Origin of the sequence: Dactylosporangium sp. NPDC005555 (genome assembly GCF_040605635.1) — a bacterium.
Taxonomy (GTDB): Bacteria; Actinomycetota; Actinomycetes; order Mycobacteriales; family Micromonosporaceae; genus Dactylosporangium.
In genome coordinates this window covers 1-6,090 of the sequence record NZ_JBEXDG010000133.1, presented here as the reverse complement: position 1 = coordinate 6,090, position 6,090 = coordinate 1, and the positions used below count along the sequence as shown (strand labels likewise).

The 6,090-nt window shown below is 35.4% G+C and carries 5 protein-coding genes; 3 read left to right on the top strand and 2 right to left on the bottom strand.

The features are described 5' to 3' along the window. Positions 1 to 218: 218 nt before the first annotated feature. A complete protein-coding gene (locus ABZS58_RS50805; protein WP_354792010.1) occupies positions 219 to 773 on the bottom strand; it encodes a recombinase family protein in 555 nt (184 codons plus the stop codon). A 243-nt stretch (positions 774 to 1,016) separates the two neighbouring features. On the opposite strand from ABZS58_RS50805, the gene ABZS58_RS50800 reads away from it, so the two are divergent. Together ABZS58_RS50800 and ABZS58_RS50795 are read left to right on the top strand one after the other, a co-directional pair. Next, positions 1,017 to 1,376, top strand: coding sequence for a metalloregulator ArsR/SmtB family transcription factor (locus ABZS58_RS50800; RefSeq protein WP_003726380.1), 360 nt, complete (start codon positions 1,017 to 1,019; stop codon positions 1,374 to 1,376). Beyond that, complete coding sequence (locus ABZS58_RS50795; RefSeq protein WP_001291323.1) at positions 1,373 to 3,490, top strand: heavy metal translocating P-type ATPase; 2,118 nt, start codon at positions 1,373 to 1,375, stop codon at positions 3,488 to 3,490. The genes ABZS58_RS50800 and ABZS58_RS50795 overlap by 4 nt, the downstream gene beginning before the upstream one ends. A gap of 226 nt (positions 3,491 to 3,716) precedes the next feature. On the opposite strand, the gene ABZS58_RS50790 is transcribed toward ABZS58_RS50795, so the two are convergent. Beyond that, positions 3,717 to 4,397, bottom strand: a complete 681-nt coding sequence (locus ABZS58_RS50790) for an IS6 family transposase (RefSeq protein ID WP_058212875.1) — start codon at positions 4,395 to 4,397, stop codon at positions 3,717 to 3,719. Positions 4,398 to 4,565: 168 nt separating this feature from the next. On the opposite strand from ABZS58_RS50790, the gene ABZS58_RS50785 reads away from it, so the two are divergent. Next, the gene (locus ABZS58_RS50785) at positions 4,566 to 5,864 is read left to right on the top strand and encodes a polysaccharide deacetylase family protein (protein ID WP_014017385.1); all 1,299 of its coding nucleotides are present in this window, start codon (positions 4,566 to 4,568) and stop codon (positions 5,862 to 5,864) included. The last annotated feature ends 226 nt before the right edge of the window (positions 5,865 to 6,090 follow it).

Here is a 6,090-nt window from a genome sequence, read left to right as displayed (position 1 = left end):
GTCCAAGACAGTACTCAATATGTAATTGCAGAAAATTGGGAAAATCAACCAGCGTTAGATTTACATAACAAAAAGGAACGCTTGAAATCTTTTGTTAGAAATATCAGTCAATATCTTATCGAAGATTGTAAAATTAGTATGAGTTACTAATTATACCAAAGTAAAAAAATTAAACCAGCTTGCACCTTAATAGTTGTGAGCTGGTTTTTTAGTTTATTCTAAAACTTATTTATATACCTATAAATCGTTGTTCTTGACACTCCCCAAGAATCCGCAATCGACTTAATTGGCGTACCACTTTCTACCAAGGTTTTAAGAAGCATTATGTCTTTCTCCGAAAATTTCTCAGGTCTTCCTCCAAGTCGTCCTCTTGCACGTGCGGCTTCTCTACCAGCGGCAGAACGCTCTAAAATAAGGTTTCTCTCAAATTCCGCAAAGGCCGCAAATAAATGAAACATCAATTGTCCAGTCGAACTTGATTTATCCATTGTAATATTTTCTTGTAGACTATGAAAACTTACCCCCTTATTATTAAAAGAATTAACAATATTAATGAGGTCCTCCATATTTCTACCTAATCGATCTAACCGCCAAACAACGATCGTGTCTCCAGGACGAGAAAATTCGATGGCGGATTTTAATCCAGGTCTATCTTTTTTACTTCCTGACAGATGGTCAGTAAATATTTTTTCACAATCATATTTTTTAAGACTATCTTTTTGTAAATCCAAATTTTGAAGTCCAGTTGAAACTCGTGCGTATCCTATATTCATTTTTTTCTCCTTCATTTTAATTTATTGTATTGTATCATAACTTAGAAAGATATGTATAAATGAACATAGAATAAATCACGGGTTTATGAACAATAAATATAAATGTTTTTGAGAATTTTAATAAGAAAAGAAGAGTGTCCATAAAATGACCATTTTATGAACATTCAAACATTCACTTGAATATAGATGGATGTTCTGATATAATACATTCAAACAAACATTTGAATGTAAAGGAATGATCGTATGAATAATGAAATTTGTGAAATAACTTGTATTCATGAAGACAAAGTTAATCGTGCTAAATCTAAACTAGCAAACTTTGATACTCCGTCAGTAAGTGGTTTCTTTAAAATATTGTCAGATGAAAATCGACTTAAAATTGTACATGCTTTAGTTCATGAAGATGAGCTATGTGTTTGTGATATTGCTAATATCATTGATGCTTCGGTCGCAACAACTTCACACCATCTGAACTCCTTAAAAAAATTGGGAGTAGTTGATAGTCACAAGGATGGTAAGTTAGTCTACTATTTTATTAAAAATATCAAAATCTTAAATCTTATGGAGCTTGGCGTAAATTTTAAAGAAGAGGTGCTAGCATGAGTGAGAAAATGACCGAAAAAACCTATCGAATAGAAGGATTAAGCTGTACAAATTGTGCAGGTAAATTTGAAAAAAATGTAAAGCAGTTGCCAGGAGTTACGAGTGCAACAGTAAACTTTGGTGCAAGTAAGATTTCAGTAGAAGGCCAAACAACAATTGAAGAACTCGAAGAAGCGGGAGCCTTCGAAAATCTTATCATTCGTGATGATCAAGAAAATGATGAACAAGTTAGATCAAAAGAGTCTTTTATTAAACGGAATATCGCTTTAATCATCTCTCTTGGTTTTATACTTGTTGCTGTGATTTCCCAACTATCATTGGGCGAAGATCATTTATTAACGAAAGCTCTTTATATATTGGCAATAATAATTGGTGGATTTGATTTATTTAAAGAAGGGTTCTCTGATTTGATCAAATTGGACTTCTCCATGGAATCTTTAATGACTATTGCAATTATTGGGGCCGCATTTATTGGAGAATGGGCCGAAGGTTCTATTGTAGTAATACTATTTGCTATTAGCGAAGCTTTGGAACGATTTTCAATGGATAAAGCAAGACAGTCGATTCGTTCTCTTATGGATATAGCTCCCAAAGAAGCTCTTATCAGGAGAAACAATGTAGAGCAATTAGTCAGTGTCGATAAAATCGATATCGACGATATTATGATCATTAAACCCGGACAAAAAATAGCCATGGATGGGCTTGTTATCAACGGTCATTCTTCAGTAAATCAAGCAGCAATAACAGGAGAATCGGTTCCTGTTGAAAAACAGTTAGATGATGAAGTGTTTGCAGGAACACTAAATGAAGAAGGTGTTCTTGAAGTCAAAGTAACAAAAAAAGTAACGGATACAACGATTGCCAAAATCATTCACTTAGTTGAAGAAGCGCAAGGAGAACGAGCTCCTGCACAAGCCTTTGTAGATAAATTTGCAAAATACTATACGCCATTCATAATTATTATGGCCCTTTTGATAGTGGTTGTTCCTCCGCTATTCTTTGGTGGTGACTGGAATAAATGGCTTTACCAAGGGTTATCCATTTTAGTTGTCGGATGTCCTTGTTCATTAGTGATCTCAACACCTGTTTCAATTGTTTCGGCTATTGGTAATGCAGCAAAAAATGGTGTTTTAGTAAAAGGCGGAGTCTATCTGGAAGAAATTGGTCATTTGAGAGCAATTGCTTTCGATAAGACTGGAACCTTAACAAAAGGAAAGCCTGTCGTAACGGATTTCATTGCAACCAGTTCTGAAACTGATATAAATTATCTATCGATTATTTCATCGTTGGAATCTCTTTCTCAACACCCATTAGCTTCTGCTATTTTAAACGAAGCGGATAAAACTAATGTGGATTACAAGTCAATACAAATCGAGGATTTCCAATCTATCACAGGTAAAGGACTTACAGGTATACATCAAAACATACGTTACTATATTGGAAGCCCTAAACTGTTTTCTGCATCAGTAATCGAAGAAACAGCGGTCAAAGTACAATACAGACAATTTCAAGAACAAGGGAAAACCGCCATGTATTTCGGTACTGACGAACAAATTTTAGGAGTAATTGCTGTCGCGGATGAAGTAAGAGATTCAAGTGCTGCCGTTATTTCTGAACTCCACAAGTTGTCAATTGAACACACTATTATGCTTACTGGTGATAATACTAAAACCGCTGAATCTATTGGTAAGCAATTAGGTGTGACTGAAATAAAAGGAGATCTAATGCCTCAAGAAAAATTAGATTCGATTAAAGCGTTGCGGACAACTTATAATAAAGTAGCAATGGTTGGCGACGGCATTAATGATGCACCAGCATTAGCTGCATCGACGGTTGGTATTGCAATGGGCGGTGCAGGGACAGATACGGCTCTCGAAACTGCTGATGTTGCTCTAATGGGCGACGATTTACAAAAATTACCATTCATTGTTAGACTTAGCCGTCAAACTCTAAAAGTAATTAAGCAAAATATCACCTTCTCATTAGGTATAAAACTATTAGCTCTACTACTAGTCATACCAGGTTGGCTAACACTATGGATTGCTATTGTAGCAGATATGGGAGCAACGCTTTTAGTAACATTAAACGGATTACGATTGATGAAAGTTAAATAACACAACAAATAAAAGAAGGCATGTTTATAAGCGTGCCTTCTTTTTATGATACTTTTTAGTTTTTTTGAACGCTAGTTATGAAGCAAACTATGCGCCATTTAAATATTAAAATGACAGTCTAACCTTATTAAGTAGGTGTTCCCATTAATACTTTGATTTCCTTAGATAATAGGGTTCTGTTGCAAAGTTTTAAATAAAGAATAAAATCCCTTACGGTATCTATGATTTAGGCTGTTATTCCCATTAATACCTTGATTTCAGTAGACACCGAAAAGCCGAAGAGAGTGCCTTCTTTTCGGGTTTTCTTATATAATCCTCGAATGGCTTCCATGCCCTTAATCGTGGGTGAGGCAGTGCGTAAACTTCGATAGAATTTATTGCGTCTCTTTACTGGACGATGGTCTTGTTCAATCAAATTATTCAGGTATTTAATGGTACGATGTTCTGTCCCTTGATAAAAGCCGTATTCTTTTAGTTTCTTAAAGGCACTTGTAATAGAGGGGGCTTTATCTGTGACTACAACCTTCGGTTCATCAAACTGCTTCACTAACCGCTTAAGAAAAGCATAGGCTGCTTGTGTGTCCCGTTTTTTACGTAACCAAATATCCAAGGTTAAACCATCTGCATCGATGGCTCGATACAAATAATGCCATTTTCCTTTAATTTTGATGTACGTTTCATCCATTTTCCATGAATAAAAGGATTTTTTATTTTTCTTTTTCCAAATTTGATAGAGTAGTTTGCCATATTCTTGTACCCAACGATAAATCGTCGTATGAGAAACGTTAATGCCACGATCATATAAGATTTCTTGAACTTCACGATAGCTAAGGTTATAACGAAGATAGTAGCCCACGGCTACAATAATCACATCCTGCTGAAATTGCTTTTCTTTAAAATGATTCATCGTCATTCCTCCTGCTATCTTTTTCTATTATTCTACCTTATTTGATAGTAGATTTAAAACTTTGCAACAGAACCCTATATTCGTTACAATGGTTATGGGAAGTTTTTCAAAAGGTTAAGAAAAGCTTACGGGGGTTTTTGAAATCAAAAAGTAGTAGGGGACGATAAAATGAAACATACACACAAAATCATATTGGCTGTCACTTCTGTATGCACTGTTATTATTCTAGGTGTAAGTATCTTTTTTGTTACACAAGCAGTAACAAACAATAAATTAGAAAACACTAGTCAAACAACTCAACACTCAAGCAGCAGCTCAAAACCTGTTGAAGATAAACAAACGACGAAACAGCTTGATCAAGCAAAACAGCTTGCTGCAAGTTATCATTATGATGAAGCCATCGCCTTACTTGAAAAAGACGACGCCAAAGAAGCGCAACAATTGTTAGCAACTTTGAAAAAAGAAAAAGAATCCTTGGTAAAATGGGAAGACCCGACCAAAATCTCACACGTCTTCTTTCATAGTCTGATTGTTGATCCAGCTAAGGCTTTTCATACCCAGCAAGCACAAGGGTATAAAGATTATATGGTCACTATTTCCGAATTCAATAAAACCATTGATCAGTTATATAAAAATAACTATGTTCTTGTTAATCTAAATGGATTAGTCAAAAAAGGAACAGATGGAAAACTGACCTTTACAGGTGTTTCTCTTCCAGAAGGAAAGAAACCGTTAATTCTTTCGCAAGACGATGTCAGCTATTATGAATACATGGACAATTCAGGATTTCCAAGTAAGTTGATTGTCGATAAACAGAACCAAATCAAGAATATTTATATCGACAATAAGAAGGAAACTGTTGGTGACTATGATATGGTTCCATTGATCGATTCATTCATTAAAAAACATCCCGATTTTTCTTATCAAGGCGCCAAAGGAACATTAGCTTTAACAGGCTATAATGGTGTATTAGGTTACCGTACATCAAAATCAGAATATGGTGATAACGAAAAAACAAACAAAGAAATCGAAGCAGCCAAAAAAGTTGCTGATCAATTAAAGAAAGATGGTTGGAGTTTTGCTTCTCATACTTGGGGACACTTGAATATGACACAAGCTTCTTTAGCCGATATCCAACAAGATAATGAACGTTGGCAAAATGAAGTTGCACCTATTTTAGGCAAAACAAATATTTTGATCTACCCATTTGGCGCTGACATCAGCGATTGGCAACCTTATTCTGAAGCAAATCAAAAATTTGCTTACTTGAAACAACAAGGATTTGATATCTTCTGCAATGTCGATGCCTCAACTCCTGCATGGGGACAACTAGGAACTGACTACTACCGTAACGCCAGAATCAATATTGACGGTATCCGTTTCGAAGCTGACCTAAAAGGAGAAAATCCAATACTTGATCAATTTATCAACGTCAAAGAAGTGTATGACCAAAAAGATCGAGGATAGAGGTTGTGAAAGAAGCGTCCAGCTCCGCCGACAATAAGTAGGAATTAACTATCTAGGAACGCATACCATGCGTAAAACAGGCGCTTATAAGGTCTATACCCAGTCAAACTATAATATTGGTTTAGTGATGCATTTATTAAACCATTCAAGTGAAGCCATGACCTTAACGTATCTTGGATTAGATCAAGCTAGTCGAGAAACGATGTTAGACCAAATTGATTTTGGG